We start from the raw sequence: 25,290 nt of genomic DNA on the forward strand, positions 1-25,290 counted from the left end.
CCGAGGTATTTGACCCAAGAAAAAGACGTGTGGTCAGGCGGTGATGGGGTGCCAGCCTTCCGGCAGGATATCGGGGTTGTGCATCTTGGCGTCCGCAAACCATGTTGCAGGTGCGGTCACGATCTTGTCGGGATTGTCATTCAGCCATGCGCCCCACCACGAAAACGAACTGTTCGCGATGATGTTGTGCGAACACAGGCTCATCAGGCGCAGGTCATCGTAGTCGGTGGCAGGACCGTTCAGGTCGACCACCACCTTTTCAAAGGGCAGGGGCAGGTTGTCCTTGGCCCATTGCGGATCGTCAGAGAACACGAACACGGTCGGGTCCGCGTCGAGTTGCGGGGCGATCTGCTGCAGGGCGGCGTGGTAATAAGCCTCGTCACAGACCCCATGCGCCCCTAGCGCAAGGTAATCGCCGCGCCGCACATGCAGCGACACCGAGGTGCAGGCACGAATGCGGTCAGCCATCGCGGCGTTTTCCGGAGATGGCGCGGGGACAGGACGGAATACCTTGCGCAGGTGATCCGCGATGGGCGCAAAATACCGTTCGGTCTGCCAATAGCCGTGCAGATAGCAGCCATCTTCCAAGCGTTCGAATGCGGGATTGTAGCCAAGGCCGTTTTCACGCCGGAACCGGGGCGCACGGCCCATCATGCGCCACAGACCATAGCCCAGAAGGCTTTCATGTTTTGCGGGCGGCAGGTTTTCGGGTGCCACGATGTCGAGATCGAATACTTCTGTCAGGCGTCGCGTCCCACGGTGGTCAATCACGCGGCAATCCAGGGCTAGGTCGACGCCCAGCCGTTCGGCCAGAGCCTTTCCTGCGGCATATTGGAACATCTGGTTCCCCAGACCGCCGAAGAGTCTTGCAATGATCATTTTCGCCCGCTTTCTTCTCGCGTATAGGGAACTGATTACAGAGTGCTTGCACGAAAGGCGAGGTAGAAATGCGAGGATCGCAATGAGTGTCCGCAGTGAGCTCAGCAAATTTTGGCGGATCCTGACAGACCCGGCCTACCGCGCTTTCAGACGTGACTACAAGAACTTCCGCAGGGCGCATGGCAAGGGCACGCCGGGGGCCTATACCGGCCTTTTGACCGGGCAAACCGTGCTGGATGTCGGCGGGTTCCACGGGGAGTGGGCCGAGATGATGCGCCGCCGCTATGCGGTGCGGGTCGAGGTGTTTGAACTGCACCCGTCATTTGCCAAAGACCTGAAGGCCCGCTTTGCGGGGCAAGAGGATGTGGTGATCCACCCCTATGCAATTGGCCATGCAGACGGGGAGATGGACCTGTCGGATGATGGCGATGCGTCCTCGGCCCTCGTCGGCGACGGTCCCAGCGTGACGGGGCAGGTGCGCGCCGTGGGACCTGTGTTCGAAGAAAATGGCCTTGATCATGTGGCGGTGATGAAGGTGAATATCGAGGGCGGAGAATACGACCTTCTGCCTGCCTTGATCGAGGACGGGCTGATTGACCGGATCGACCGGATCACTGTGCAGTTTCACAAATTCACCGAAGATGACCGCGCCCGTCGTGACGAGATCCGCGAGGCGCTTTCAAGGACGCATGACTGTGTGTGGTGCTATCCCTTTATCTGGGAAGAATGGCACAAAAAGGGTCTCGGGGTCTGACACCTCGGCCCTTGGAATAGAAAAACGCCAGAGCAGGGCTCTGGCGCTTCTTTTTTGGTATGCGGTGTGGATCACTCCATCGGAACGCCCGAGATCGCCTTGACCTCGCAGAATTCCTCGATGCCCCAGGCGCCACCTTCACGCCCGTTGCCCGACTGTTTGTAACCCCCGAAGGGCGAGCCGTTCTGGCGTCCGATGCCGTTGGTCTCGACCATGCCGGAACGGACCTTACGGGCCACGCGCAGGCGTTTGTCGTCATCTTGCGTCTGGATATAGTTGGTCAGGCCATACACGGTGTCATTGGCCATTTCGATCGCTTGCTCTTCGGTGTCAAAGGGCATGATCGACAGGACCGGACCAAAGATTTCCTCGCGGTAAATGGTCATGTCCGGCGTCACATCGGCAAACACGGTGGGGCGCACGTAGTAACCTTTGTTCACGCCTTCGGGGCGCCCAAGACCCCCGGCCAGAAGGGTTGCGCCTTCCTTGATGCCGATTTCGATCAGGTCCTGAATCTTGTTGTATTGCAGTTCCGAAACGACCGGGCCGATATGGCGACCACTTTCTGTGGTCGGGCCGACCTGCGTTGCTTCGGCGGCAGCCTTGGCCTCTTCAAGGGCCTGCGCATAGCGCGACCGTTCCACCATCATGCGAGTCGGGGCGTTACAGGACTGGCCCGAGTTCTGCATACAGTGGATCACACCACGTTTGACGGCCTTTTCGTCGGCATCCGCGAAAATGACATTCGCGCCTTTGCCACCCAGTTCAAGGCTGACACGCTTGAGCGTGTCCGCCGCCGCCTTGGAAATGGCGATGCCGGCGCGGGTCGAGCCTGTGAAAGAAATCATGTCCACATCCGGATGCGACGACAGTTGCGAGCCGACGCCCACGCCATCCCCGTTGACGAGGTTGAACACCCCTTTCGGGAACCCGGCTTCGTCCACCATCTCGGCAAACAAGAGCGACGACAGCGGTGCGATTTCGGACGGTTTCAGAACCATGGTGCAGCCCACCGCCATCGCGGGAATGGCCTTGAGCACAACCTGGTTCATGGGCCAGTTCCACGGTGTGATCAGACCGCAGACGCCAATCGGTTCAAGCCGCATCCGGTCTTTGCCTTTATAGGGTTTTTCGAACTCGAAGCCTTCTAGCGCATCAAGGAACCCGTTGAGGTGCCAGCTGCCTGCACCCCACTGGTTATTGTGTGCGAGATCCTTGGGCGCGCCCATTTCCATACGGATCGCTTCGCCCATTTCTTCTTTGCGGGCGGTATAGATCTCGCCCAGCTCGCGGATCAGTGCAATGCGTTCTTCCAGCGGGGTGTCGGCCCAGCCGGGGAACGCGGCATTGGCCGCTGCAACGGCGGCGTCGGTGTCGGCCTGATCACCGAGCGAGATCACAGCACAGACTTCTTCCGTGGCCGGGTCGATCACATCCATGTCATGCGGCGAAACGGGATCAACCCATTCCCCGTTGATGTAAAACTGGCGTTTCTCAATCATGGTCTTCCTCCGAGAATTTCCAAGCACTGTGTCAGTGCGATCCGAGTCCCGCAAGATCACCCTTGGGGTGCGTGTCGCGGCGTCACTTGTAATTTGATCAAATTATGCGGTGCCGTCAATATCGCGACATTCGGTCCCAACCGAAAAATCTGTGGTGCGGCCTCTTGCAAAGGTAAGTTTGGAATGTATCTAAATTGCAGAATATAAACCAACGCTTTGAAGGAGCATAAGATGGGTTTGCGTATCAACGACATCGTCCCGAATTTTACCGCTGAAACGGATCAGGGCACGATCACCTTCCATGACTGGATTGGCGACAGCTGGGCCATCCTGTTCTCGCACCCCAAGGATTTTACCCCTGTCTGCACCACCGAATTCGGCGCCGTGGCGCAGTTGGCGGATGAATGGGCCAAGCGCAATACCAAGGTCATCGGCCTGTCCGTCGACGGCGCCGAGGAACATGTTGCTTGGAAAAACGATATCGAGGGCTTTGCCGGCGCCAAGGCCGGGTTCCCGATCATTGCCGACGAATCGCTTGAAGTGTCCAAGCTGTTCGACATGCTGCCGGCCGAGGCGTACCTGCCCGACGGGCGGACTGCCGCAGATAGCGCCTCGGTGCGTTCTGTCTTCATCATTTCACCGGACAAAAAGGTCCAGCTGATCATGACCTACCCGATGTCCGTCGGTCGCAACTTTGCCGAGGTTGTGCGTGCGCTGGACGGTCTGCAATCCACTTATGGGGCGCCGATCGCGACACCTGCGAACTGGGTCAAAGGGCAGGACGTGATTGTTGCCCTGACGCTGGACGACGCCGCCGCCAAGGAAAAGTTCGGCGAGATCGACGCAAAGCTGCCTTATCTGCGCTTCATCAGCGACCCCAGCTAAGCCGCTGTGCGTCCGGGTATTGGGCCCGTTTTGAATGACAAATCGAAAGAGGCGGGGTGTCCCGCCTCTTTTTCACGTTTGGGGGTGACGCTTGACGGCTGCGCGATAGCGGGCGCGGTGAAATTCGCGCAACAGCTTTTGCGGCAGGTTGCCCGATTTTTGTTGCACGGTGGATCCCCCGCCAAACACCAGTTCACGCGCCCCGTTGGGAAGAATGGTCTGAACCGGTTGCCCGCTGACCCAGTGCATCTGAAGGAAGCTGTCAACTGGGCGGTCCAGTGTCTCGGTTGCGGCCAGCAGGCGTTTGGCTGCAATCCGTCCCACCACCTGAGCCGTCGTCTGAAGACCAATCCGGCGCGGAGTAAAAAGGGCCAGATCCCCTTCGCGGTCAATGACTGTGGTCAGAGGTTCGCGGTCTTTTGGCGGGATGCGGATAAATGACTCGGGCGTTGCATTGCGCCCCACAAGACGCAGAAGTGCAGGCAACACCTCGGGGTCGATGGCCAGATCATCCTCGGCGATAAGCGCTGCGTCCCAATCCTCGTCCACGATCTTTTGCCAGCATTTGCGATGGCTCAGGAAACACCCCACCTCGCCGCCTTTCAGCGGAAAAGGATAACATGGTCGGTACAATGTGCCCGCCACAATCGGTGTCGCGGCCTGAACTTCGGGCAGGCGCCCATCCACCGCATCGACGATCTCGGCGTTGGGCAATGTGGCCAACAGGGTGTCGACATTTGCGCGGCGCTCGGTCGACCCGGGCATATGAATGATCAGGCTGTGCATGTTCCCTTCATAGAGATGCCGCGGGAACACGCAAACCCATTTGAGGGATGGGCGTCAGGCAGGTTCCGGCACCCGCAGCCCGCCGATCTGCTGCAAAAGACTGATGATCTTGTCGACGCCTTCACGATGGCGCATGGCGGCAAAGACAAAGGGGCGGCCTTTGCGCATGCGGGCGGCATCTCGTTCCATGACTTCAAGGCTGGCCCCGACATAGGGCGCCAGATCGGTCTTGTTGATGATCAGGATATCCGACTTGGTGATCGCCGGCCCCCCTTTGCGCGGGATTTCCTCGCCCGCCGCCGTATCAATCACATAGATTGTCACATCGGCCAGTTCGGGGCTGAAGGTGGCAGACAGGTTATCCCCGCCGCTTTCGATCAGCACGAGTTCGACGTCTGGGTGGCGGTCCTGCATCTCGGCCACCGCAGCCAGATTGATCGAGGCATCCTCGCGAATTGCGGTATGGGGGCAGCCGCCGGTTTCAACGCCGATAATGCGATCCTGTGGCAGAATCTGCATCCGCATCAGGGCCTCGGCATCTTCCTGTGTGTAGATGTCGTTAGTGATCACACCGATCGAATAGATGTCTTTCAGCGCCTCGCTCAGCGCAGCGGTCAGGGTGGTCTTGCCAGCACCGACGGGGCCGCCGATCCCGACACGCAAAGGTCCGTTCATCTCGCTCATGTGCGGAAAATCCTTGAATATTGGGTTTCATGTTTCATGGCTGCGATATCCGCCAGAAAGGCCGCGCTGCCCAGATCGTCCAGCCTCTGCCCGATGGCCTTGCTGGCGATCTCGGCACAAAGGGGAGTGAGATCCCGGATCACCTGTTGTCCTTCGGTCTGGCCTAGAGGCACCAGCCGCATCGCCGCCGCGATCAAGTTGCTCATGAAGGCTTGCAGGTACATCTGTGCGGTCAATTCCAGAGACAGGTTTTCCAACCGTGCCGCATGCCCCATGGCCACTGGATAGGTGAGCCCGGAAAGGTCCCTTGCCCAAATCGCTGACGTTGCCGCGCAAAACGCCTCACCCTGCAAACGGGTCTCCATCAGCCGCTCTTTCGAGGACGCGAGCGCGCGCACGATGGCATCCACGGCTTGCGGATTGTCAGCGCGATACGCCTCGGCCATCAGGATCACGTCGTTGCGCGCTGCGCCATCACGCAGCACGTCCGTAACCCACGCTTTGCAACTGGCCGCATCCGTCACTTGATCACTCTCCACGGCCCATTCCAGCCCATGCGAATAGGCAAAGGCCCCCACCGGATAGGCGGGCGAAAACCATTGCGTCAGCGTCAGGATCTCAGTGGCTGTGGCCATGTGTTCGTCCGTGGCCATAGGCCCCGCCTTCTGGGGTGAACGGCTCCACCACTTCGCGCACGGTGGCGCCGATCTTGTCCAGCATGTCGCGGATCACATGATCGCGCTGGATCAGCAGGCGGGTTTCCTCGATCTGACAGGGGGTATGCCGGTTGCCGATATGCCACGCCAATCGCGGCAGGTGTTCGCCGGTGACTTCCAGCAACTCTTCGGGTGCGGCAACGATACCGACCTCTCGGCCATCTTCGAGAATCAGCACCCCGCCATGATCCAGCGAGGTTGTCTTTGGCAGATCCACCAGAACCGACTGCCCGTCATCCGTAGTCAGCACCTTGCGGCGCAGAAACCGCGCCTCATAGTCCAGCGCCACCTGCGTGGCGAGGTCCTTGTGCGCGTGCGCGTGATAGGTGCGTGCAATTGCTTGTGTCATTGTCTTTGCCTCAGAACATGAAATAGCGCTGCGCCATCGGCAGAACCTCGGCGGGCTGACAGGTCAGCAATTCGCCATCGGCGCGCACTTCATAGGTTTCGGGGTTCACTTCGATTTCCGGCGCGGCGTTGTTCAGGATCAGATCCGATTTGCCGATCCTGCGCGTATTGTCGACAGCGACGGTTTGTTTCGCCAGGCCCAACTGATCGCGTAACCCCTCGGCCTGTGCGGCGGCGCTGACAAAGGTCACGGCCGAGTTTTCGACCGAGCGACCATAGGCCCCGAACATCGGGCGGCTATAAACCGGTTGCGGCGTCGGGATCGACGCGTTCGGGTCGCCCATCTGCGCCATGGCGATGGTGCCGCCCAGCAGGACCATTTCGGGCTTCACTCCGAAGAAGGCCGGGTTCCACAGCACCAGATCGGCGCGTTTGCCTTCCTCGATGCTGCCGATCTCATGGCTGATGCCATGCGCGATGGCGGGGTTGATAGTGTATTTCGCGATATAACGGCGGACACGGTAATTGTCGTTGTCGCCGATTTCCTCGGACAGCCGCCCGCGCTGTTTCTTCATTTTGTCGGCGGTCTGCCATGTGCGGATCAGAACCTCGCCCACGCGTCCCATTGCCTGACTGTCGCTGGCGATGATCGAAAACGCGCCCATGTCGTGCAGGATATCTTCGGCGGCAATCGTTTCACGCCGGATGCGGCTTTCGGCAAAGGCCACGTCCTCGGGGATGGATTTGTCGAGATGGTGACATACCATCAGCATATCCAGATGCTCGTCCACGGTGTTGACCGTGAAGGGGCGGGTCGGATTGGTGGACGACGGCAAAACATGTTCTTCGCCACAGATCTTGATGATGTCCGGCGCATGGCCCCCGCCTGCGCCTTCGGTGTGGAAGGCGTGGATTGTGCGGCCCTTCATGGCGGCAACAGTGTTTTCCACGAACCCGGATTCGTTGAGCGTATCCGTGTGAATCATCACCTGCACGTCCATCGCGTCCGCCACCGACAGGCAGCAGTCAATCGCGCCCGGCGTCGTGCCCCAGTCTTCGTGCAGTTTCAACGCGCAGGCACCGGCCTTGACCTGTTCCTCCAGCGCGGCAGGAAGCGAGGCATTGCCTTTACCCGCAAAAGCGAGGTTCATCGGGAACGCATCCGCCGATTGCAGCATCCGCCCGATATGCCAGGGGCCGGGGGTGCAGGTTGTCGCCAACGTGCCGTGCGCTGGACCGGTGCCACCACCCAGCATGGTGGTCAGGCCCGAATGCAGCGCATCCTCGATCTGTTGCGGGCAGATGTAGTGGATGTGGCTGTCAAACCCGCCTGCGGTCAGGATGCGACCTTCGCCTGCAATGGCCTCGGTGCCGGGGCCGACGATGATATTCACACCGGGTTGCGTGTCGGGATTGCCCGCCTTGCCGATCTTTGCGATGCGCCCGTCCCTGAGGCCCACGTCGGCCTTGTAAATACCGGAATGATCCACGATCAGCGCGTTGGTAATCACCGTATCAACGGCCCCCTCGGCGCGCGTGGTCTGGGCCTGTCCCATACCGTCACGGATCACCTTGCCGCCGCCGAACTTGACCTCTTCGCCATAGAGCGTGGCGTTTGATCCGGATCCGCCGGTCTGTGTGGCCCCTGCCAATTCGGCAGTCAGATCGCGTTCGACCTCGATGATCAGGTCGGTGTCGGCCAGACGCATCCGGTCGCCGGTGGTAGGGCCGAACATGGCGGCATAGTCTGCGCGGGAAATATGGCTGGGCATCAGAGGTCCCCCATGACCTTTTGGTTAAATCCGAAGATACGGCGTGCGCCCGAAATCGGCACAAGGTTGACCTCGCGCCGCTGGCCGGGTTCGAACCGCACGGCTGTGCCCGCCGCAATGTCAAGCCGCTGACCACGGGCGGCAGCGCGGTCAAAATCCAGCGCGCTGTTGGCTTCGGCAAAGTGATAATGGCTGCCGACCTGCACGGGGCGGTCGCCGGTATTGGCCACCATCAACGTGGTCACTGCGCGCCCTTCATTCAACTCAAGGGTGCCCTCGGCCGGAAAAAGTTCTCCGGGAATCATTTGTTGCGACTCCACAGAAAAGTGGCGGCCCCCGCCCCGACCAGTAGCGCCACCATTAGCGCAGCCCACGAGGGATCATTCCCATGCGGGTGCATATGCGCGCCCTCGTGCGCAAAGGCGGGGACGGCAAAAAGAACGACAGCAGCAGGCATAAGGTGTTTCATATCGGGGTCTCCTCAGCGGATCGGGTTGTGAACGGTGACGAGCTTGGTGCCGTCGGGAAAGGTGGCTTCGACCTGCACTTCGTGGATCATCTCGGGGATGCCCTCCATACAGTCTTCGACCGTAATAACCTGCGCGCCGGCCTCCATCAGGTCGGCCACGGACCGCCCGTCGCGCGCACCTTCGACCACCGCATCCGTGATTAACGCGATTGCTTCGGGGTGGTTCAGCTTGACGCCACGGACGAGCCGTTTGCGGGCAATCTCGGCCGCCATGGCGATCAGCAGTTTGTCTTTTTCTCTGGGGGTCAGGTTCATGTCAGATCATCCAGCATCGTGGGAGGGGGGCGCCGTTCAGTAGCGACAGCGCCGGAACAAGTGTCTTGCGCAGGGCAAAGCCGTCCTGCGCCAGCAGGCGCAGAACCATTACGTCGGGTCGTAACAGGCTGGCGCCCGCGGTGTCGGGCAGCAGGTTGCGCACCTCATCCAGACGCGCCTCGGCGAGATCCGAGACAAGCACCACCGAGGCCATGGCGCCTGCGCCGTTTCCCGTGGCGGGGCGTGCCAGCTGCTGGGCGACGTCGCCATGCAGCCGGGTCACGTCGAGATAAAGCGGCACCCCCTCCCGTCGTATGTCGACCCGGTCGTTCAGATGCGCCTGCGCGAGTGTTTCGCCCATGGCCGCGCGCCCGAAAATCATCGGTTCGACCATCAGGAAAGAGGCACCCTGCGCCAGTTCCACCGTCAGTTTGCGGTCAAGCGCCGAGCCGTTGAACAGGATCGTTTCCTGCGGCAGCCAATTGATACGTGCCTGCGGGCCCACACGCAGATGGGTGCGCACCGTGCCGGTCTGGCCGGGCTGTGCCCGATACGCTCTTTCACAGGCTTGCGTGGTCAGGGTCAGGGCTGTGTCCGGTCGGGCAAGTGCTGAAAGGTTGAAGTGGTCGCCCCCCGTCACGCCCCCGGCTGTGTTGACCAGTACGGTCTCGAACGCCCCCCGCGGCAGGCGCGGAAACAGGCATTTCAAAGACCCCGACTGGCGAAAGTCACCAAGCACCGTGCGCCCCTTGCGTGCTTTGACGACCAATTTGGCCTCTCCGATCGCACGGGGCTGGCCGCGTTGCAGCGGGTCAGGGGATATGTGGGTGGTCAGGGTGATGGGGCGACTCCGGATTTTTGCTTGCCCTCTTTTTGGTCATCACGCGGTCTGAAATGCCATTCTGAGTGCGGGTGCAGAATGTAATTTCGGGGTCGCTAGATTAAAAAATGGGCGAACACCGAAATAATCGCTCAAAAATTAATCTATACGGGGTGGGGTTGGCAAAAACTCCCGCCCTGCGTTTGCTATCCGTGCTGCATTGCAGAAACGCTGTGGTCACTCGCCAGGATGCAAAATCAGGAAAGCGGGTGTGTGGCGACCAATCGATTTGGAACCTCGCAAAGGCCGCCACACGGATTGCAACAATGAATGTTGCAGAGTCAGGTAAGGGAAACGCGGTGCAAAGCGCAAGGCCCTCCCCTGCAACTCTGCAAGGAGGAAAAGATGAATCTGCTCAAATCCACACTCGCCGGATCGGTTGTTTTCGCGTCACTCGCTGGTGCCGCCATGGCAGCGGACTGCACCACCAAGGTCGGCGTTCTGCACTCTCTGTCGGGCACGATGGCGATTTCGGAAACCACGCTGAAAGACACGATGGTGATGCTGATTGATCAACAGAACGCCAAAGGCGGCCTTCTGGGCTGTGAACTCGAAGCGGTTGTTGTCGACCCGGCCTCGGACTGGCCGCTGTTTGCCGAAAAGGCGCGCGAGCTTCTGACCGTACACGAGGTCGACGTGATATTCGGCAACTGGACCTCGGTGTCGCGCAAATCGGTTCTGCCCGTGATCGAGGAACTGAACGGCCTGCTATTCTATCCGGTTCAGTATGAAGGCGAAGAAAGCTCGAAAAACGTATTCTACACCGGTGCCGCCCCAAACCAGCAGGCGATCCCGGCCACGGATTATTTCCTCGAGGAACTGGGTGTCGAGAAATTTGCTCTGCTCGGCACAGACTATGTCTACCCCCGCACCACCAACAACATCCTCGAGAGCTATCTCAAGGGCAAAGGTATCGCGGATGAAGACATCTTTGTGAACTACACGCCCTTCGGCCATTCGGATTGGTCCAAGATCGTGGCTGACGTCGTTGCGCTGGGCGCAGACGGCAAGAAGGTCGGTGTAATCTCGACCATCAACGGCGACGCCAACATCGGCTTCTACAAGGAACTGGCTGCCGCGGGCGTTTCGGCGGACGATATTCCGGTCGTGGCCTTCTCGGTGGGTGAAGAAGAACTGGCTGGTCTGGACACCTCGAACCTTGTTGGGCACCTCGCGGCGTGGAACTATTTCCAATCGGCTGATACCGACGTGAACGCCGAGTTCGTGAAAACCTGGAAAGCCACGATGGGCGAAGACCGCGTCACCAACGATCCGATGGAAGCGCATTATATCGGCTTCAACATGTGGGTGAACGCGGCCACTGCGGCTGGCACCACGGATGTCGACGCCGTGCGCACCGCCATGTATGGGCAGGAATTCCCGAACCTGACCGGCGGCACCGCCGTGATGCTGCCGAACCACCACCTGGCCAAGCCGGTCCTGATCGGTGAAATTCAGGAAGACGGTCAGTTCGACATCATCAGCCAGACCGAAGAAGTGCCGGGCGATGCCTGGACCGACTTCCTGCCGGAATCGGCGGTTCTGGTCTCCGACTGGAAAGATCTTGGTTGCGGGATGTACAACACCGAAACCAAGACCTGCGTGCAAACCCTGTCGAACTACTAATCCACGAACAGGCGAAAGGGGCCACTTGGCCCCTTTCCCCCCAGCACGGAAGCCCCCAAATGAGACAGCTTGTCCTCGCGTTTCTCGCGCTTGTTTTGTCGTGCCTGAGCGTGACCGCACAGGAAACGGCGATCCAGCCTCTGCTACAGGAACACCAGGCCGTGATCGTCAAAAGCTCGCGCAAGACCATCGCGCCCGCCATTGACGCCATCGCAAACAGTGGCCTGCCGCAGGCCCAACAGGTTCTGGAAACCTGGGCGGCCAAAAACATGTGGATGCGCAAGTCGGACGGTCTGTTCTTCATCGGCGAAAAGGGGGCGGGCAAGACCTATGACCTGACCGATTTCGACACGGGCGAAACCATCGGCCGTTACGAGAAATCCGAGCTGAAACAACTCAAACCCAACAGCGGCATCCGCGCCATGATCGGCACCGCCCTGGTGCAGTTCCAACTGTCGGACCCCGACAGGACCAAGAGGCAGGACGCCCTGACCTCCATCCAGCGCGACCCCGAGGCCGCGCTGCTGCAACCGTTGCGTGCCTCGATCGCGGGCGAATCCGACCCGGATCTCAAGGCCCAGAAACTGCGGCTCGAACGGTTGCTGACCATTGGCTATGACCCCGACACCGGTGCGCGCGTCGCCGCGATCAGTGATATGTCCGGTGATCTGGGCGTTGACGTGCGTGCCACACTGAACCCGTTGCTTGTCACTACGCGCATGGCTGCACTGACCCTGCCCGAGGGCGTGAATATCGCCCGGACGCTCACCCCCGGCGACGACGGCTTTCCCAAGGCCGAAGCCTATGCCCTGCTGGTCGAAACCAACCGTGCGCCCGCCATCGTGACGGCGGACGACATGCGCGCGGCCCTTGCCGCCAATATCGACAACGGCACCGTCGGTGGCACACCGGCCGCGTTGCTGAATACCGAAGCGGCCCGCCAGAGCGTCTACGAAGTTCTGGCCGAGGCAGGCAAGGTGCCGCCCCTCGTCAGCGAGGCGGATGTCGAACAGGCCCTGGCCAACCACGTATTCTTTGACGCCTATTCCGAACCGTCTCGCGAAGTGACCAATGCCGCCGAGGATGCGATGAAGGACATCTCTCTGAATGTCGGGATCAACCAGACGCTGGACCTGACGCTGGATGCCATGTCGCTTGCGTCGATCTATTTTCTGGCGGCAATTGGCCTTGCCATCACCTTTGGCGTGATGGGTGTCATCAACATGGCGCATGGCGAATTCATCATGATGGGCGCTTATACCGGCTATGTGGTGCAACAGATCATCCCCGATCACACCGTGTCGATCCTCGTGGCGATCCCGCTGGCCTTTGCGGTGACCTTTGCCGCCGGTGTCGCGATGGAGCGCCTTGTGATCCGCTGGCTGTACAACCGCCCACTGGAAACCCTGCTGGCGACCTTTGGCATTTCCATTGCGCTGCAACAGATCGCCAAGAACATCTTTGGCACACAGGCCCGCCCGCTGACCGCCCCCGGTTGGCTGGATGGGGCATGGGTCATCAATGACGTGGTTTCGATCAGCTATATCCGCATCGCGATTTTCTTCCTCGCACTGATTTTCCTCGGGGTGTTCCTATTCATCATGAAACGTACGCGCCTTGGCCTGGAAACTCGCGCGGTGACGCAGAACCCGCGCATGGCGTCCTCGATGGGGATAAACCCCGGTCGCGTGAACATGCTCACCTTCGGGCTTGGCTCGGGGATCGCGGGCATTGCAGGGGTCGCGATCGGCCTCTTTGCCAAGGTCACGTCCGAACTGGGCAGCGACTATATCGTGCAAAGCTTCATGACCGTTGTTGTCGGCGGTGTCGGCAACATCTGGGGCACACTGGCGGGCGCCACGATGATTGGCTTCCTGCAAAAAGGCATCGAATGGCTGAACCCGTCCAACACGCTGGCAGCGCAGACCTATATGATCGTCTTTATCATCATCTTCATTCAATTCCGGCCAAGGGGCATCGTCGCCCTCAAAGGCCGCGCGGCGGGGGATTGATCCATGGAACGTTCTTTCATTGCCAAGAACCCTTCGGTCCTGATCTTCCTCGCGATCCTCGCGCTGTTCACCATCACTGTGACGGTCCTGTCCGAGGGCTTTGGCATCGGGTTCATCTCGACCAGTTTCATCAAGACGCTGGGCAAGACCCTGTGCCTCTGCCTCATCGCCGTCGCAATGGACCTGATCTGGGGCTTCACCGGCATCCTAAGTCTAGGGCATTTCGCCTTCTTTGGGCTGGGCGGGTACATGATCGGCATGTGGCTCATGTACGAGCGCACCCGCCTGATCGTGGTCGATTCCCTGTCCAGCGCGGATATCCCGCCGACCGATGCCGAGATCGTCGATGCCATCGGCAATCAGATCTTCGGCGTCGTTGGTAGCAGCGAATTTCCAATGGTCTGGGCCTTTGCCGACAGTCTGGTTTTGCAACTCGCGCTGGTGGTCTTGGTACCCGGCCTTTTGGCGCTGGTTTTTGGCTGGCTGGCTTTCCGCAGTCGCGTCACCGGCGTGTACCTGTCGATCCTGACGCAGGCCATGACGCTCGCTCTCGCGCTGTACCTGTTCCAGAATGACAGCGGCTTGCGCGGCAATAACGGCCTGTCGGGCCTTCAGAACCTGCCCGGCGTGACCGCGTCGCAGGACGTGGTGTCGCTCTGGTTCCTCTGGGCTTCGGCTTTCGCGCTGGGCGCAGGATACCTGTTGGCCGCGTGGATCGTCTCGGGCAAATTCGGCTCGGTCATCCGCGGCATCCGCGACAACGAGGCCCGCGTGCGCTTCCTTGGGTATTCGGTCGAGACTTACAAGCTCGTGATTTTCACCCTGACCGCCTGTATCGCGGCCATCGCAGGCGCGCTTTACTATCCGCAGGCGGGAATCATCAATCCGGCGGAAATCGCCCCGATCGCGTCGATCTATCTGGCCGTCTGGGTGGCCATCGGCGGGCGTGGGCGTCTTTATGGTGCCGTCATTGGCGCGGCTTTCGTCAGCCTTTTGTCCACATGGTTCACCGGCGGGCAGGCCCCCGACATTCCGCTGGGCTTCTACACTATCAAATGGGTCGACTGGTGGCTGGTGCTGCTGGGGCTGTCCTTTGTCGCGGTCACGCTGTTCGCCCCCAAGGGCATGGGCGGGCTGGTCGATCTGTGGACCGAACGGAAATCCCCCAGCCGCCATGGCGCCGATCTTGGCCCGGATGACGGCGCATTGCGCGAACAGGAGGCCAGCGAATGAGCACCCTTCTCGAAGTATCCGGCGTGTCCGTCACCTTTGACGGGTTCCGCGCCATCAACAACCTGTCGTTCCAGATCGGCAGTGCCGAACTGCGCGCCATTATCGGCCCGAACGGTGCAGGCAAGACGACCTTCATGGATATTGTCACGGGCAAGACACGCCCCGACGAAGGGCGCGTGATCTGGGGCGATAAATCCGTCTCGCTTCTCAAGATGAACGAGGCCAGGATCGCGCAGGCCGGGATCGGGCGGAAGTTCCAGAAACCCACCGTGTTCGAGGATCAGTCGGTGCAGGAAAACCTGCTTATGGCGCTGAAAAAGCCGCGCAGCTGGTTTTCCGTTCTGGGCTATCGCCCCACCGTCGAAGACCTCGACAAAGTGGCCGCGCTGGCCGAGGAAATCGGCCTCAAAGAGGAACTGACCTGCAAATCGGGCGAACTGAGCCACGGTCAGAAACAATGGCTCGAAATCGGCATGTTGCTGGCACAGGAACCGCGGCTGTTATTGGTGGACGAACCCGCCGCCGGCATGACGCTGGCCGAGCGGGAACATACAACCGACCTTTTGGTCGAAGCCGCGAAAACCCGTGCCGTGGTCGTGGTGGAACATGACATGGAATTTGTCCGTCGCCTGAACTGCAAGGTGACAGTGCTGCACGAAGGGGCTGTTCTGGCCGAAGGCAGTCTCGACCATGTGACGTCCAACCAGGACGTGATCGACGTTTATCTGGGGCGATAAGATGCTGACACTTGACGACCTGACCCTGCATTACGGGCATTCCCAAATCCTGAACGGTATCTCGCTCGAGGCGAAACAGGGCGACGTGACCTGTGTCATGGGCACCAACGGGGTTGGCAAGACCAGCCTGCTCAAGGCGATTGCCGGCGCGCATCCCCGCTCGGGCGGGACGATGACGCTCAATGGCGAAAACCTGAACGTCCTGCCGTCACATGTCCTTGCCAAGAAGGGGATCGCCTATGTTCCGCAAGGCCGCGAAATTTTCCCGCTGCTGACCGTGCGCGAGAACCTTGAAACCGGCTTCGCCTGCCTGCCTGCGGATCAGCACTTCATCCCTGACGAAATTTACGACCTGTTTCCCATTCTCAAGGATTTCCTGCATCGGCGCGGGGGTGACCTGTCCGGCGGGCAGCAGCAACAACTCGCCATTGCGCGGGCACTGATCACGAAGCCCCGCCTGTTGCTGTTGGACGAACCGACCGAGGGCATCCAGCCCAACATCATCCAGCAGATCGGCAAGGTCATCAAACTGCTGCGTGACAAGGGCGATATGGCGATCGTTCTTGTCGAGCAGTATTTCGAGTTCGCCTATGACCTTGCCGACCAGTTCGTAGTTATGCGTCGGGGCGAAGTCGTGCTGGAAGGGGCCAAGGGCGACCTTGCCAAGGACGAGGTCATGCGCTTCGTGTCCGTCTAGGCGCGCGCCGATCCCCCCTTCGCAGCGGGGGCGCCCCCGTGCTACCGTCAGTGGGCGTACCCCACTGGGGGGGCGCGATGACCTGACAGGGGCCGGATTTGGACAAACTTTCCGTCATGAACGCCTTTCGCCGCATCGTCGAACGCGGCAGCTTTGCTCGTGCGGCCGAGGATCTTGGCGTCTCGCCCGCCTTGCTCAGCCGCGAGGTGAAGCTTCTCGAAGAAAGTTTGGGATCGGTTCTGTTGACCCGTACGACGCGGTCCATGTCTCTTACCGATGCAGGGCGGGTGTATTATGAAGAAACCATGGGTATCCTTGATGCGGTGAACGCCGTCGAGAACCGCATTCGTGAAGGGGCGGGCGCCGTGCGTGGGCATCTGCGCGTCAATGTCTCCAGCTCTTTCGGGCAGATGGTGATCGTGCCATTCCTGCCGGAGTTTCTGGAAACCTACCCGGATCTGCGCCTGACTTTGTCAATGGATGATCGCGTGGTCGATATGGTCGAGGGCGGCTTCGACCTGTCGATCCGCATCCGGTCTGCTATGCCGGATTCCGCGCTGGTGGCCCGCAAGGTCGGAACCATACGCCAGCGTATCTTTGCCGCGCCAAGCTATGCGGCGCGTCACGGTATGCCGCAAAGCCCCGAAGAGATTGCGCATCACCGGATCATAGGCTTCCTGCTGGCCGACCACCTGACACACTGGACTCTTACCGGCCCGGACGGGGTGGCAGAGCTTGAGATTGACCCGCCGGTGCGTGTCGGTAACAGCCTCGCCCTGCGTGATCTGCTGCTCGCGGGGCAGGGCATCGGCACCTTGCCGGATTTCGTCTCGAACGGTCCCGAGGCGCGGGGCGAACTTGTGCGCGTCCTGCCCGACCACGAACTCCCCGCGCCGGAAATCTTTGCGGTCACGGCCTCGCGGCTTGGGATGGATGCCAAGGTCTCGGCCTTTATCGACCACTTGCGCGCCGCCTTGGGCGGCTGACATTCTTCAACCCACGTAAAGAATGAAGTCAAACCGGCCCGGTTATTCCCGCGCCGCAGGCTCCCCATCCTCTTGGGCATGGAAACATCCAACCCCAAGAGGCCCAAAATGACTCGTATTCTTGTTCTTTACTATTCCAGCTATGGCCATGTCCGCGCCTTGGCGCAGGCCGAGGCAGACGGCGCGCGCAGCGTGACCGGCACCCATGTCGATCTGCGCCGCGTGCCCGAAACTGTGCCCGAAGACATCCGCCAACAGGCCGGTTTCATCGCTGATGACACCCCGTTGGCCACCCCTGCCGAGCTTGAACATTACGATGCCATCATCTTCGGCACGCCAACCCTGTTCGGCATGATGGCTGGCCAGATGAAATCCTTCCTTGATCAGGCGGGCGGGCTTTGGGCGCGCAACGCGCTGGTGGGCAAGGTCGCGGCGGTTTTCGCCTCGACAGGTTCGCAGCATGGCGGGCACGAGGCCACGCTTCTGTCCACGCAGATCCCGCTCCAGCACTTCGGAATGTTGATCGCAGGCATGCCCTATACCTATGCCGGGCAGACATCGGCGGACGAGATCGTGGGCGGCGCGCCCTATGGGGCGGGCACGATTGCCGGTGCCGACGGATCGCGCAGCCCATCTGAAAAAGACCTTTCTGGCGCAAGATTTCAAGGCGCGCATGTCGCCCGCATCGCGGCGCGTCTGGCAGGCACCAACCTGCAAGAGGAGGCAGCGTGATGCCAACCTTGACCGTCGATTTCTTTCACGACGTCGTATGCTGCTGGTGCTTCAACATCTCATCGCGGATGCGCGACCTTTCGGTCCTTTTTGATCTGGATGTGCGCCATCACACCTTCGTTTTGCAAGCCAGCCGCGCCGAGATGGCCGCCCGCTGGGGCACGCCCAAGCAGGCGCGTGACACCATCCTTGGTCACTGGGAAGTATGCCGACAGGTCAGTGACCGGCCCGACCTGGTCAATATCGATGCGATGCGCGCCGCCCCGTTCGACTATCCACATGGGTTGACCGCCGCGCTTGGCTGCAAGGCGGCAGAGCGGATCGGCGGGCAGGCCGCCCATTGGGACATGTTCGACGCCCTTCAGCACGCGCATCTAAGCGCGGCGCGCAACATTGCCGACCCTGATGTCGTGCAGGAAGCAGCGCGACAGATCGGTCTGAAAGCCACGCCTTTCGCGGATGCCCTGAACGATCCGGCCACGGCCCGCGCGGTCGAGGTTGATCGCCAGCGCGCCCGGTCCTTGCAAGTGCAGGCTGTGCCGACCCTCATCATACGCGAAACCGGCGCGCGATTGGTCAACGGCCCCCGCGAAGATCTTGCCGCACAAATCATGGCCGCGGAAAGGCTCGTGGCCTGAAGAAAGGAGACCAAGATGAAACCTTTATTGCTTCGCCTGTTCAAACCAGTGCCCACGCCCCGCCGTCTGCGCTGTGATCTGTCGCCCCACATGCGCCGCGATCTCGGATTGCCACCTTGCGATCCGCCCGCGCCCCCCACCGCTTTCCGCCTTTGGTAACCCCTAACCGGAGCCACCCCATGCCCCGTTCTACCGACATTTTCCTGACCGCCCTCGCGCCCGCCGTCTGGGGCAGCACCTATCTTGTGACCACCGAAACCTTGCCCGACGGCTATCCGATCACGCTGGCTGCACTGCGGGCGCTGCCTGCGGGTCTGCTGCTTCTGGTGGTGACGCGCTGCCTTCCGCCGCGCGCCTGGCTTGGGAAAACCTTCCTTCTGGGCAGCTTCAACTTCGCGCTGTTCTGGGTGCTGTTGTTCGTGGCCGCCTATCGGCTACCGGGCGGGGTTGCGGCGACTCTGGGATCGTTGCAGGCGATGATCGTGATTTTCATGGCGCGCGGATGGTTGGGTACCCCGATCAGGTTGGGGGCCGTGGTGGCCGCAGCGACCGGGGTGCTTGGCGTCGGGCTTTTGCTGGTAAGCCCCGATGCTCAGCTTGACCCCATCGGGATCGTGGCGGGCATCGGTGGGGCTGCGTCGATGGCGGCGGGCACGGTGCTCAGCCGGAAGTGGCAACCGCCGGTTTCGGCGCTCAGCTTCACCGCATGGCAATTGACGGCGGGTGGTCTGATCCTTTTGCCGCTCGCCCTGATGCTCGAGCCGCCCTTGCCGACGCTGACGCCTCTGAACTTTGCCGGTCTCGCGTGGCTGGGTCTGATCGGCGCGGCGCTCACTTATGCGCTGTGGTTTCGGGGCGTCGCCCGGATTGAACCCGGAGCTGTGGCCATGCTCGGCATGATGAGTCCGGTTACGGCGGTCACGCTGGGCTGGGTCTGGCTGGGCCAGTCCCTGTCGCTGGTGCAGGCCTTTGGGGCCGTGATCATCCTCGGCTCGGTCTGGGCCGGGCAACGCGCGAACCGTGTGTCGCCATCGCACCCGCGCCCTCGCCTGCGGCACAAGACAAAGGCCCCCGCCTGAAAGGCGGACGGAAAACTGCTGCCATGAAACAATTGCAACCCTCTCCCGCTTTGGCCCGCAATATGCGTTTCGCGGGGCTGCTCTATCTTCTCATCATTTTGGCCGGCTTGTCCGCCGAGATCGTGTTGCGCGCGCCTTTGATTGACCTACGCGATGCAGGTGCAACCGCCGCCGCGATCCTGTCCGATCCTGTCCGTTTCAGATTGGCCCTAGCTGCGGATCTCCTTATGGCGGTGTGCGATGCAGGGCTGGCGATCCTGTTGTTTCTGATCTTCCGGCCCGTCGCACCGGGGATGGCCTTGGCGGCTATGGTATTCCGGCTGATCCAAACTTGTCTGATTGCGGCCAACCTGTTGGCGCTGCAAACGGGCTGGCTCTTGCTGTCCCAAGACGTGGGGCTGCCGGTCGTACAGGCACAATCGCTGGCCTTGCTGTTTTTCGACCTGCACGGGCATGGCTACGATCTGGGGCTTGTATTCTTTGGTATCACCAGCCTGATGACCGGTGCCTTGATATGGCAGTCGGGGATCGTCGCAAAAGGTGTGGGCGTAGGGCTTGTCGCCGCCGCGAGCGTCTACCTGATCGGCAGTTGCCTGCGCTTCTTTGCGCCCGACATCTGCGCGGTTTTCACCCCCGCCTACGTCGTGCCGATTTTGGCCGAAACAGTCTTCTGCCTGAGACTTCTGGCCCGACGACCTTGACAGGACGAGGCGCAGGACCAAAGCCGCCCCTTGCGAACTTCAACTCCAAAATACAAAAGGCGCCCTTGGGCGCCTTGTTTTATTGGTCGGAGTGAGAGGATTCGAACCTCCGACCCCTGCCGCCCGAAAACAGTGGTCTTTATTTAAATCATATAGTTAAGGGAATTTCTTGCACGAGAATCAGGTGAATATGTGAAAAAAAAGGTATGTGGCGTGCAACTCCGTGCAAGCCAGTAGACGTGTATGCAACTAGCTAAGTTGACTATCGGCAGGCGCTAACGCTAGAGGTGAAAGAAGGTGAAGAATTCGTCTTTAAGGTAAAAAATGAAGATTGGTGAAGTTTACTCCCACTTGAATGGATTAGAGTGGTTGATGGTGCGCCGAGAAGGATATTGGCAAAGTCTTCAGCGCGTTATCTCAGCGGTTGATGCGTCAGCTTGCAAGACACATACGGTTGGCGGGGCCAAGGGGAACGGACGGAGAGCCTACAGCCCACCTGCACTGAATCGTCAATTCAAAACCGCAATGGAAGTTGAAGGGTGGAGTAACGCAAGTGCGAGAACTTTCTATGTTTGTAGAAACTCAGATGTAAATCTTGAGGTCTTGGACATGGAAAGGGCTGCACAAAGAGAGATTGCAGAGACGCAAAGATTACTCGATCTCAAAACACACCAGTTGAAGCAATCGCAGGCTGGCAGTCAATCTCAAGTCGACACGATTGTGGAGCTAAGGAGAGAGGTGCAAGAGTTAGAACGTGAGATTCGCGACGGTCGCAAAAGCATGCGCGGCCAGCAGAAGGCGCTAATTGAGAGCTACGGTCTAGACGCGATTCAAACTTCAAACAGTTCTGATTTCGAGAAAGATAGAGTCTCTGTGGAAGTTCAGCTTGGCAAGTATTTTGCGGTGACATTCGATCTTTTTGTAAAACATACGGCTGACTACATCCACAACCGGATTGATTTGGGAATCGAAATCGTACCGATGAAATCCATGGAGGTGGAAATGTCGAGCGGCCCCCCATTTTTTGAAAAGCACCTTCATGAAATTAATCGCCAAGGTCGTATTTTCCCCCCAGTGCCTTTGGTCTTGATTGGAATCGAGCCATGACCGAGCACCGATCACTGGATAAACTGCAAAGCCTTGGATGGGATGTCCTTTCAATCAACTTTGCAGAGTTGATTGTCGAACTTGAGTTCAAGCAAGAGCTTGAAGAACTGGTTAGTATTTTGCTGGCTGCAGAGTTTTCTGTTGAGGAGGCTATCATTAAGAGAGGTGGTGGACTAGCCGACCAAACAAAGATGCTTACAGAGCAACTCGTTTCGAAGGGATGGCAAAAAAACAATGTAACGGTCAGTAACGATATCACGTTCCAAAGGGAGTTTGATGCCATCGTTGCAAGCTCAACTACCCATGAGATTGACCACCTAATTCCCAATCCAGAAGGTCGGCTTCTGGCCATGGAGATAGAGTGGAATAACAAGGATGAGTTTTTCGACAGGGACTTTCAATCGATCCGACGATTGTATGAACTGAACGTAATCGACGCTGGAATTATTTTGACTCGGGGGCAGTCGCTGGAGGACGAACTTCTTGCTATGATTGAAGGCTATTTTGGGGAAAAGGGAGTTGAGAGTGTAAGTGATTTTCGTTCCCTGTCTGCAGAATTCATAGATGGGCAGGGTCGGGAAAGGTTTTCATTTCCAACTCGTCCGCAAGAAGCCGAAATAAACCGCAAGACAAGTGCCGGTGCCAAGACATATCTAAAGGCCGCTTCCGAAACATTCAAATCCAGTAAGTTTGGAGGGACCACAACGAACTGGCGGCAGCTAAAGAAACGAGTTGACAGACGGGATGCTGGACGAGCGCCGATTTTGTTCCTTGGGATTCCTGCCAGTGTGTTTGTGCGAACATAGTTTCCTTCACTCAGCGGCCAGTCTGTCGACCTTTTGGCTGCCATAGATAGAGTTGAAAGAAGCCATCACGCAAAATCCAATAAGCAGATCGACTATGATCTTTCGTAGCTTTTTCTCAGAGAGTCTCTGCCCATTGTCCTTCGCATAAACAGTCTGCAGAACTTGATCTGACATAGAATTGGAGAAGTCCGCCCAAAGTGTTTCTTCTTTGCACGTTGCAACAAACACTCCTAGTGCATCGATCAATTCAAACGGACCCTGACCTGACCTGTCTTGGTGTGACCAGTGTTTTTGAAGTGACAATAAGTCCAGATTTTCCAAATGACGCACCAATTGATAGCGAAGTTTTGCGAGCGTTTTCTCAACGTCGCTTGGAAGGGTCGTCAGTAGATCGTCCAACTCACCGTCGTTCAACTCGAAGCTGCGAATTCGCTTAGAGTCCCCATAAAAGAAAGAAATCTTCCAGTCGTTAGGGCCATCGACATTGGACAATTCGAAGCGTGTCCCGCTCTTGAATCGTAGTCCAGGTACGCAAAATCGAAAGCGTCGGTTGGTTGGATATGTCCGACCTACTTTGTCAGGACGTGTCTCTATATGAAAACCTTCCAAAAGCAGCGAGTTTGCATCAAGTTTGTCCAAAGATACTAGTTCCTTTGGACATACTTTTTGCATTGATGAGCCTATTAAGTATGTAAAGCAGGGTGGGATCGCATTTCCAATCATCTTGAGTTTTTGAGCATACGAAGACCCCTTGAATTCAAACTTGACGGGGAAACCTTGTAGGCAAGCTCTCTCTCGAACACTCAGGCGACGGTATTGGTCAAGTTGCTCGTCAAAAATTACCAGACTTTCGCGGGAAACTCGGGTGCATGTCGCCGTAACCGTGCGACTGGGCCGATCCAGCGGTTCTGGAAATGGCATCCCATTGTAAACAGGATGGTAAGCCTTCATGTCTCTGTTAAAGCGGGTCTCTTCAGCGCTGAGCGGTGCTTCTGTTTCGATGTCGGTCAAGGTGTTGCGCCGAGGGTCAACGTAAATTGGATCACGACCTTCGCGAACGCTTTCGATCACTGATCCGAGAGAGGTCGTTGGCGTCACCTCGGCGTATCTTTGAAGCAGTTCTAAATCTAAATTTCCAACAATGCACCTTTTTCGGCGCTGCGGTAAGCCAAAATTCGACATGTCAAAAACTTCAATATTTGCTGCATCAAGCAATTCTTCGTAACGAGCAAATGCGGGGTGCTGGCCTATGGCTTGTCGCAACACGGTTGCGACCCTTGGCACGTTTTCGAACACCCAAAATTTCGGCTGCACGTGTTCAACCACGGCTAAGAAACGTTCAATGTCCACCAATCCGTCTTCAATGTCGCCGCTTCCCCCTCTGTTTGAGAAGGAAAACTGAGTGCATGGCGGGCTTCCGACAACAATGTCTATCTCTTTTGGAAGTTCTTCAAGATTGAGCTGGCGGACGTCGAATGTGTCGTCAGAGCCGCCGTTGTTCATGGCATTGGTTTTGGCCGCAGGCTGCCACCATTCATAGGATTTGACTACATCGATGCCTGCCATGCGGAGTCCTAGCGTCCACCCGCCTACTCCCGAGTACAAATCGATAGCTTTCATTGCGCTGCCTCCACGCCTTAGACTAGCAAAGAACAGTGTCCAGATCCACCACAATATGGTGGGTGCGTTATGCGTGGAAGCACAATTTCAGCCATTATTTTGCTTTCATCGGCCTCTCATGTTTCGTGAGCAGCACTGGACCGCCTTGTTCCAATGGTGTGATACCAGAAATGGCTAGTCGGTTCGCGGATTCTCGAATGTCCGATTTTGGGGATTTTCGGACATTGGAATCTGAATGTCCGAAAATAAGGTGTTATTTTTCAGTGGGTTAGGAAGTTTTGCAAAGTTTGCAAAGTCTTGCAGAGAGCGAATCAGGGTGATTTTAGGGTGAGCAGTAAAATCGGACACTGGGAATCTGTGACATTTTTGCCATGATTCGGTCGAATGTCCGAAAATACTGGGGCGATTCGGGGAATCAGGCCAATGTCCGATAATACGGGTTTTCGGACATTTTTGAATGTCCGATTTTACTTTTGCTTTGTTTTCAAGGGGTTGATTCGTTGGGCGGGCACGCTCGAATCTTTCTCGTTGGATCAAGTTCAAACCTATTTCTGCCAGTTCAATTGCATGAAGTTGTAATGGAGGTGCCTATCGGCCCTCACAGCACGAAATCTGCAGCAGAGGACTGGCTAACTGTGCAGCCGTGCACCGCTACGAACTTGCCGCGAATATTCAGAAGAGCTTCACGCCTAGGGCGGAGCTGCACTTGAAACTGGTTCAGCAACACCTATTTCTTCCGAGGCTCTGATCGTGTCATTTTCAATGGCAATGTCAGCCCCCTCATCTGAAAGTTGCAATAATGATGAGGAAACCATGATAATTAGGAATCAGCCACCGATCGGACACTTCATTTGGGGGAGGTGGTTCACGGACGCACGTGATATCTACCGCAGCTCTCCCTACAAGCCTTCGATATCTGAAAATGGTTTCGTAGGAAGGCTTCGGAAGCGTTACAAACTGATGGGGAAACTCACAGTGGATTGCATTCTCCGTGCGCTGCTATCCAACACCCTGAACTATGAAGGTGGAGGGGGACTTTACTTCTTCAAGCAAATCTCTGCCGGTCTAAAGTATTTCGGAAGATCCGACTGTCCAGAAGAGCGCATCGAGTCCCATCTGCGCTATTACCTGAAATCGAAAGGCCGACTGCACTTGGAAATGGCGAAATATGGTCTCGATGATTTTGAGTGTGACGTGATTTTTCAGGGTGATATCCTGCGTTCCGATCTGCGAAAAATTGAGAAAGCTCTGATCCGGAGTGAAAACACTATCTGGCCGAACGGTTTGAACGTAGCATAAAGATACATCATGCTTCTCTTGGAGGCC

The 25,290-nt window shown here is 58.3% G+C and carries 27 protein-coding genes; 15 read left to right on the forward strand and 12 right to left on the reverse strand.

Annotated features, from left to right (window positions below; all coding sequences use genetic code 11):
• Positions 1 to 33: 33 nt before the first annotated feature.
• Complete coding sequence (locus WNE31_RS02665; protein WP_349978085.1) at positions 34 to 879, reverse strand: alpha-1,2-fucosyltransferase; 846 nt, start codon at positions 877 to 879, stop codon at positions 34 to 36.
• Between the two features lie 82 nt (positions 880 to 961).
• Between WNE31_RS02665 and WNE31_RS02670 the strand changes: the two genes are divergently transcribed.
• Positions 962 to 1,633: an FkbM family methyltransferase gene (locus tag WNE31_RS02670; protein ID WP_349978087.1), complete on the forward strand. Its 672-nt coding sequence runs from the start codon at positions 962 to 964 to the stop codon at positions 1,631 to 1,633.
• A 71-nt stretch (positions 1,634 to 1,704) separates the two neighbouring features.
• Here WNE31_RS02670 and WNE31_RS02675 read toward each other — a convergent pair whose 3' ends face one another.
• Positions 1,705 to 3,135, reverse strand: coding sequence for an aldehyde dehydrogenase family protein (locus WNE31_RS02675; RefSeq protein WP_349978089.1), 1,431 nt, complete (start codon positions 3,133 to 3,135; stop codon positions 1,705 to 1,707).
• Positions 3,136 to 3,366: 231 nt separating this feature from the next.
• Between WNE31_RS02675 and WNE31_RS02680 the strand changes: the two genes are divergently transcribed.
• On the forward strand, positions 3,367 to 4,020 hold the full coding sequence (locus WNE31_RS02680) for a peroxiredoxin (RefSeq protein ID WP_349978090.1): 654 nt from the start codon (positions 3,367 to 3,369) through the stop codon (positions 4,018 to 4,020).
• 72 nt (positions 4,021 to 4,092) lie between these two features.
• Here WNE31_RS02680 and WNE31_RS02685 read toward each other — a convergent pair whose 3' ends face one another.
• From WNE31_RS02685 to WNE31_RS02725, 9 genes are read right to left on the reverse strand one after another with little or no spacing between them, the layout of a single operon-like run.
• Positions 4,093 to 4,806: a glycosyltransferase family 25 protein gene (locus WNE31_RS02685; protein WP_349978091.1), complete on the reverse strand. Its 714-nt coding sequence runs from the start codon at positions 4,804 to 4,806 to the stop codon at positions 4,093 to 4,095.
• Between the two features lie 54 nt (positions 4,807 to 4,860).
• Complete coding sequence (gene ureG, locus WNE31_RS02690) at positions 4,861 to 5,490, reverse strand: urease accessory protein UreG (protein ID WP_349978093.1); 630 nt, start codon at positions 5,488 to 5,490, stop codon at positions 4,861 to 4,863.
• Positions 5,487 to 6,125: an urease accessory protein UreF gene (locus WNE31_RS02695; RefSeq protein WP_349978094.1), complete on the reverse strand. Its 639-nt coding sequence runs from the start codon at positions 6,123 to 6,125 to the stop codon at positions 5,487 to 5,489. Before WNE31_RS02695 ends, ureG begins: the two co-directional genes overlap by 4 nt.
• Entirely contained in the window at positions 6,109 to 6,555 is a 447-nt protein-coding gene (gene ureE, locus WNE31_RS02700) for an urease accessory protein UreE (RefSeq protein WP_349978096.1), read from the reverse strand. The genes WNE31_RS02695 and ureE overlap by 17 nt, the downstream gene beginning before the upstream one ends.
• Positions 6,556 to 6,565: 10 nt before the next feature.
• The gene (ureC, locus tag WNE31_RS02705) at positions 6,566 to 8,326 is read right to left on the reverse strand and encodes an urease subunit alpha (protein WP_349978098.1); all 1,761 of its coding nucleotides are present in this window, start codon (positions 8,324 to 8,326) and stop codon (positions 6,566 to 6,568) included.
• A complete protein-coding gene (locus tag WNE31_RS02710) occupies positions 8,326 to 8,631 on the reverse strand; it encodes an urease subunit beta (RefSeq protein ID WP_349978099.1) in 306 nt (101 codons plus the stop codon). Before WNE31_RS02710 ends, ureC begins: the two co-directional genes overlap by 1 nt.
• Positions 8,628 to 8,795 carry a peptidase M23 gene (locus WNE31_RS02715; RefSeq protein ID WP_349978101.1) on the reverse strand — a complete coding sequence of 56 codons (168 nt, stop codon included), beginning with the start codon at positions 8,793 to 8,795 and terminating at the stop codon, positions 8,628 to 8,630. Before WNE31_RS02715 ends, WNE31_RS02710 begins: the two co-directional genes overlap by 4 nt.
• A gap of 12 nt (positions 8,796 to 8,807) precedes the next feature.
• Positions 8,808 to 9,110: an urease subunit gamma gene (locus WNE31_RS02720; RefSeq protein ID WP_349978103.1), complete on the reverse strand. Its 303-nt coding sequence runs from the start codon at positions 9,108 to 9,110 to the stop codon at positions 8,808 to 8,810.
• 1 nt (position 9,111) lies between these two features.
• Entirely contained in the window at positions 9,112 to 9,879 is a 768-nt protein-coding gene (locus WNE31_RS02725; protein WP_349978104.1) for an urease accessory protein UreD, read from the reverse strand.
• 456 nt (positions 9,880 to 10,335) lie between these two features.
• Here WNE31_RS02725 and urtA point away from each other — a divergent pair, with 456 nt between their 5' ends.
• The 12 genes from urtA to WNE31_RS02785 all read left to right on the forward strand — a co-directional run bounded on the left by urtA (position 10,336) and on the right by WNE31_RS02785 (position 22,344).
• Positions 10,336 to 11,616: an urea ABC transporter substrate-binding protein gene (gene urtA, locus WNE31_RS02730; RefSeq protein ID WP_349978105.1), complete on the forward strand. Its 1,281-nt coding sequence runs from the start codon at positions 10,336 to 10,338 to the stop codon at positions 11,614 to 11,616.
• Between the two features lie 59 nt (positions 11,617 to 11,675).
• On the forward strand, positions 11,676 to 13,628 hold the full coding sequence (gene urtB, locus WNE31_RS02735; RefSeq protein ID WP_349978107.1) for an urea ABC transporter permease subunit UrtB: 1,953 nt from the start codon (positions 11,676 to 11,678) through the stop codon (positions 13,626 to 13,628).
• A gap of 3 nt (positions 13,629 to 13,631) precedes the next feature.
• Positions 13,632 to 14,861 (forward strand): urea ABC transporter permease subunit UrtC, encoded by a 1,230-nt coding sequence (gene urtC / locus WNE31_RS02740; RefSeq protein WP_349978108.1) that lies wholly within the window; start codon positions 13,632 to 13,634, stop codon positions 14,859 to 14,861.
• Complete coding sequence (gene urtD, locus WNE31_RS02745) at positions 14,858 to 15,598, forward strand: urea ABC transporter ATP-binding protein UrtD (RefSeq protein WP_349978110.1); 741 nt, start codon at positions 14,858 to 14,860, stop codon at positions 15,596 to 15,598. The genes urtC and urtD overlap by 4 nt, the downstream gene beginning before the upstream one ends.
• Position 15,599: 1 nt before the next feature.
• Positions 15,600 to 16,295 carry an urea ABC transporter ATP-binding subunit UrtE gene (gene urtE / locus WNE31_RS02750; protein WP_349978112.1) on the forward strand — a complete coding sequence of 232 codons (696 nt, stop codon included), beginning with the start codon at positions 15,600 to 15,602 and terminating at the stop codon, positions 16,293 to 16,295.
• 98 nt (positions 16,296 to 16,393) lie between these two features.
• Positions 16,394 to 17,281, forward strand: a complete 888-nt coding sequence (locus WNE31_RS02755) for a LysR family transcriptional regulator (protein WP_349978114.1) — start codon at positions 16,394 to 16,396, stop codon at positions 17,279 to 17,281.
• Positions 17,282 to 17,389: 108 nt separating this feature from the next.
• The gene (wrbA, locus tag WNE31_RS02760) at positions 17,390 to 18,013 is read left to right on the forward strand and encodes an NAD(P)H:quinone oxidoreductase (protein ID WP_349978115.1); all 624 of its coding nucleotides are present in this window, start codon (positions 17,390 to 17,392) and stop codon (positions 18,011 to 18,013) included.
• Positions 18,013 to 18,651, forward strand: coding sequence for a DsbA family oxidoreductase (locus WNE31_RS02765; RefSeq protein ID WP_349978116.1), 639 nt, complete (start codon positions 18,013 to 18,015; stop codon positions 18,649 to 18,651). Before wrbA ends, WNE31_RS02765 begins: the two co-directional genes overlap by 1 nt.
• Positions 18,652 to 18,830: 179 nt before the next feature.
• Positions 18,831 to 19,730 carry an EamA family transporter gene (locus WNE31_RS02770; RefSeq protein WP_349978118.1) on the forward strand — a complete coding sequence of 300 codons (900 nt, stop codon included), beginning with the start codon at positions 18,831 to 18,833 and terminating at the stop codon, positions 19,728 to 19,730.
• A gap of 23 nt (positions 19,731 to 19,753) precedes the next feature.
• Positions 19,754 to 20,431 carry a DUF4386 domain-containing protein gene (locus tag WNE31_RS02775; protein ID WP_349978119.1) on the forward strand — a complete coding sequence of 226 codons (678 nt, stop codon included), beginning with the start codon at positions 19,754 to 19,756 and terminating at the stop codon, positions 20,429 to 20,431.
• Positions 20,432 to 20,755: 324 nt separating this feature from the next.
• The gene (locus WNE31_RS02780) at positions 20,756 to 21,538 is read left to right on the forward strand and encodes a BglII/BstYI family type II restriction endonuclease (protein ID WP_349978120.1); all 783 of its coding nucleotides are present in this window, start codon (positions 20,756 to 20,758) and stop codon (positions 21,536 to 21,538) included.
• Positions 21,535 to 22,344: a BglII/BstYI family type II restriction endonuclease gene (locus WNE31_RS02785; RefSeq protein WP_349978122.1), complete on the forward strand. Its 810-nt coding sequence runs from the start codon at positions 21,535 to 21,537 to the stop codon at positions 22,342 to 22,344. The genes WNE31_RS02780 and WNE31_RS02785 overlap by 4 nt, the downstream gene beginning before the upstream one ends.
• 6 nt (positions 22,345 to 22,350) lie before the next feature.
• Here WNE31_RS02785 and WNE31_RS02790 read toward each other — a convergent pair whose 3' ends face one another.
• On the reverse strand, positions 22,351 to 23,964 hold the full coding sequence (locus tag WNE31_RS02790; RefSeq protein ID WP_349978123.1) for a DNA cytosine methyltransferase: 1,614 nt from the start codon (positions 23,962 to 23,964) through the stop codon (positions 22,351 to 22,353).
• A gap of 960 nt (positions 23,965 to 24,924) precedes the next feature.
• Between WNE31_RS02790 and WNE31_RS02795 the strand changes: the two genes are divergently transcribed.
• A complete protein-coding gene (locus tag WNE31_RS02795) occupies positions 24,925 to 25,263 on the forward strand; it encodes a GIY-YIG nuclease family protein (protein WP_349978124.1) in 339 nt (112 codons plus the stop codon).
• The last annotated feature ends 27 nt before the right edge of the window (positions 25,264 to 25,290 follow it).

Source organism: Shimia fortis, from assembly GCF_040225985.1.
Taxonomy (GTDB): domain Bacteria; phylum Pseudomonadota; class Alphaproteobacteria; order Rhodobacterales; family Rhodobacteraceae; genus Shimia.